Source organism: Bacillus thermotolerans, from assembly GCF_000812025.2.
Classification (GTDB): Bacteria; Bacillota; Bacilli; order Bacillales; family Domibacillaceae; genus Quasibacillus; species Quasibacillus thermotolerans.
The window spans coordinates 1-3,143 of record NZ_JWJE02000095.1; the positions used below are offsets into that span (position 1 = coordinate 1).

General features: G+C 37.0%; 4 protein-coding genes. 1 reads left to right on the forward strand and 3 read right to left on the reverse strand.

Annotated features, from left to right (window positions below; translation table 11 throughout):
* Window positions 1–699: 699 nt before the first annotated feature.
* The 3 genes from QY97_RS18735 to QY97_RS18745 form a co-directional block, all read right to left on the reverse strand.
* Entirely contained in the window at window positions 700–1,227 is a 528-nt protein-coding gene (locus tag QY97_RS18735; RefSeq protein ID WP_039237351.1) for a hypothetical protein, read from the reverse strand.
* A gap of 233 nt (window positions 1,228–1,460) precedes the next feature.
* Complete coding sequence (locus QY97_RS18740; RefSeq protein ID WP_039237353.1) at window positions 1,461–1,841, reverse strand: VOC family protein; 381 nt, start codon at window positions 1,839–1,841, stop codon at window positions 1,461–1,463.
* A 215-nt stretch (window positions 1,842–2,056) separates the two neighbouring features.
* Window positions 2,057–2,443 (reverse strand): DUF192 domain-containing protein, encoded by a 387-nt coding sequence (locus QY97_RS18745; RefSeq protein ID WP_046128819.1) that lies wholly within the window; start codon window positions 2,441–2,443, stop codon window positions 2,057–2,059.
* A 386-nt stretch (window positions 2,444–2,829) separates the two neighbouring features.
* On the opposite strand from QY97_RS18745, the gene QY97_RS18750 reads away from it, so the two are divergent.
* Window positions 2,830–3,015: a hypothetical protein gene (locus QY97_RS18750; RefSeq protein ID WP_232506388.1), complete on the forward strand. Its 186-nt coding sequence runs from the start codon at window positions 2,830–2,832 to the stop codon at window positions 3,013–3,015.
* Window positions 3,016–3,143: the final 128 nt, after the last annotated feature.

The following is a 3,143-nucleotide window of genomic DNA, read 5'->3' on the forward strand; positions in this document are numbered from 1 at the left end:
TAAAAAAGATGACCCCTGTTCAATACAGAGATCATCTTCTTAAAACTGCCTAGGCTTTTTTTAAAATGTCCTTTACAAAGGGTACACTTTAGGCTCTGAACAGTTTTATTTTATTAAAGCATCCGTTAGTGGAATGACTCTTTCTTCCGTGTAGTCACATTAAAGAGCATACGCTTGTTCTTAGGTGGTTTATCCTTTACTCTTCTTTCTACCGCATCTTACGCATTCATCAGTGAAGTAATTCAGCTTATGGTTGCGGCGGAAATAGCATAGAATGGATTTCATACTCAATATTTCTCTCCCTTAGTGAATAATAAACCTAGTGGGCTTTTGTCAGTTATTAGTATAATAATACTGTATATATTTCCAAATTTCACTAATTATTTTTAAAATTTTACCATTTTTACTAGTTAATTATTACCTTATATTCTTCAAAAAAATAATAGTTAAGGTATAATAGTCCGGGTCACTTCCTGTTTTCCTAATGAGCCATACGAGTATACTTTTCTCTTCGAGTAAACTGCCCCGTTCGTGGGACAAGAAACCCTTTCATCACTTCCAAATTAGGACGCCTCAAAAGTAAAACAAGACGGTCCATCGACAGTCTTGTTCTCCACTTAACACACCCTGACTCTTTATTGATTGTTGAGCGAATTTCCGCTCAGGCAGCCTTAGGTGCTGTTGTAAAATAGGGATGGATCATTCAACTACAACATGATCCGATAAATTTTTGTTCGTTAAAAATTTATAGAGCTTTTCCGACTCCGGCTTTTTTATCAGAACGTACCGTGTATGATCAGGATCGACAAGTTCAACACTCTTATATTCTGGGTTTGCCCACATATAGTACAAGGTTGTTACCGGCTTTTCTTTATCCCTCTTATCTACCACCTCGATACGATAATCCGCAGACCGGCTCATACTTACTGCTGCTGCTTCCCACTTTGCGTCATCAAGAATACTCCATACTTCTTCAAAAGCATCGGACCCCTCTTTTTCCAAATCGTTGGACTCGTTTAGCATTCTAAACGGCTCAAACCCATTGTTTCCATCGCTCACATCAACGATAAAGTCACTAGTTGTTTCAATGGCAAAAGGCCCCTCAATGGAATTATCTGCTTTATTTGATCCAGACCCACTAACGTTTTTTTGCTGACCCTCTCCACAACCTGCCAAGAGAAGAAGGAATACTGCCATGCAGCTAATACGTGTCTTGTAAGCTTTCACCTTTACACTCCTTTAAGGATTAATAAGTGCATGGATTATATGACGTACTTTCTTTAGCCGCAGATCAACGCAACCACCTACTTCAACTAATGTTTTTCTATTAGTGAAATAAGAAGTCCTTCCCGCACCCCATAAGTTATGACACCGTTTCTTTTAACGAAATGAAAAAAGCCGATGTATCATAATCGACTTTCAAAGTTAATTTCCTGCTACTTTTTTCATTTATTGGTTGGTCAGCTTTTTTCCATGACGGCGAAGTAATTCCCTTCGTTATCGGAGAAGTTAAATACTCGACCAGAAGGCATACTCATAATTTCTCCGACGGTAATTTTTTTATTGGACAAGTCGTGGTGTAATTGTTCGAGATTCTCAGTGAAAAACATTAAAGAAGGTGTATCAAGATTGACTCCTGGAGACATTTTAGCCACGAATTCCTTATCGTGCAGAATGATGCTGGTTTCTGCGCCCTTTTTTGGAGAAATTTCAATCCACCTCATGCCTTGACCGTTCTTTTCTTCAGCAATCACCGTAAATCCTAATTGTTCTGTCCAAAACTTGACTGACTCATCTTGGTTATTGACATACAGCATAATCTGTCCAACTTTACTAAACATAATCTTCCCACTCCCCTGTGGACCATGATTTACGTGCTATATTTATATTTGCTGTTTGGAAGAAAAGTCCTTCTCCATGAAGCAGTTTCCAATCCTGATCCATCATAACCATTCTCAACAGTAACTTTCACTGCTTCTTCGACTCACTTTTCAGTCATATATAAATATCCATAAAAAAAATCACCTTACCCCTAGTTCTTAGAGGTAAGATGAATTCAATTAAACTGTACATAATCCCCTTCTTTGATTTGATTCCTTTTAAACCAGCCAAGATTCACTTCAATGGCATAATAATAAAAAAGGTTCGGGTTATAGATAGGACAGTCATCTCCTATACAAGGCTGCATATCAAGTATTTTTAAAATTCTTCCGTCTGCATCAAGAAAAGCAATAGACAAAGGAATGAATGTGTTTTTCATCCAAAAGCCGCCATATACTTGTCTTGCAAACACAAATAGCATCCCCTCATTTTCGGGTAATCTTCCAACGAACATTAACCCCTTTTCTATTTTGCTTGGGGTATCTGCAACTTGAACAGTTAATCTCGTTTCCCTGTTTCCACTGAGTATTTTTATCATTCTTGTTTTTATTCTATTTCTCATGTTCACTCACCTTTGAGTATTGTTATAAGCAGGAAGACATTTAATGTCTCTTAAAAAGAAGTTCATGAGATTGAAGCTTCCTTATATAAACCTCCCCACAGATGTATGTATACAATAGTATGTTGGATATTTGTTTTATGTTCACCACGCTCAACTGTAAAACCCTCTAGCATAACCTAATGATCCTAAACTTTTTGAGAGCATTTAATGCTTTGTCTCTCATTTTTTAAGCATAGTAGAGAGGATTTTGGGCCTATTAAGTACAGATGAGCAGTTAACAAAAAGAAAGGACACATTTTACCAATAAATGATCATTTCTGGTAAGCTTTTAAAAAAGCGCGTGTTATAATAGGCTATATATCATTTGTTTGGAGTGTTTTGATTTGGTGAAAAACTTACCTTTATTGATGGCCATGCTTGTCATTGGCAGCAGTGCCTTAACTATTTCCTTGACTGCCGAACTGCCACAAGCTGTAGAATGGGCGCTATTAACAATGGCTGTTGTCTTAAATGTATGGAGTGCCATTGCGTTGGTCATGCACGTTAGCATACAAAAGCTTAGTAATAACTAGATTTATACATAAGAAGAAAAGAGCATTTGATAGACATTGAACTGAACCCCGAATAGTAGACACTTTAAAAAAAGTGGACCTATTCGGGGTTTTTCTATTTTTCTTAGCTTAAAACCCCGTTATACTAA

What these genes read in the sequence shown, in the direction of transcription:
- QY97_RS18740 (WP_039237353.1), bottom strand. Translation starts at nt 1,841, where the DNA reads ATGTTTAGTAAAGTTGGACAGATTATGCTGTATGTCAATAACCAAGAT.
- QY97_RS18745 (WP_046128819.1), bottom strand. Translation starts at nt 2,443, where the DNA reads ATGAGAAATAGAATAAAAACAAGAATGATAAAAATACTCAGTGGAAAC.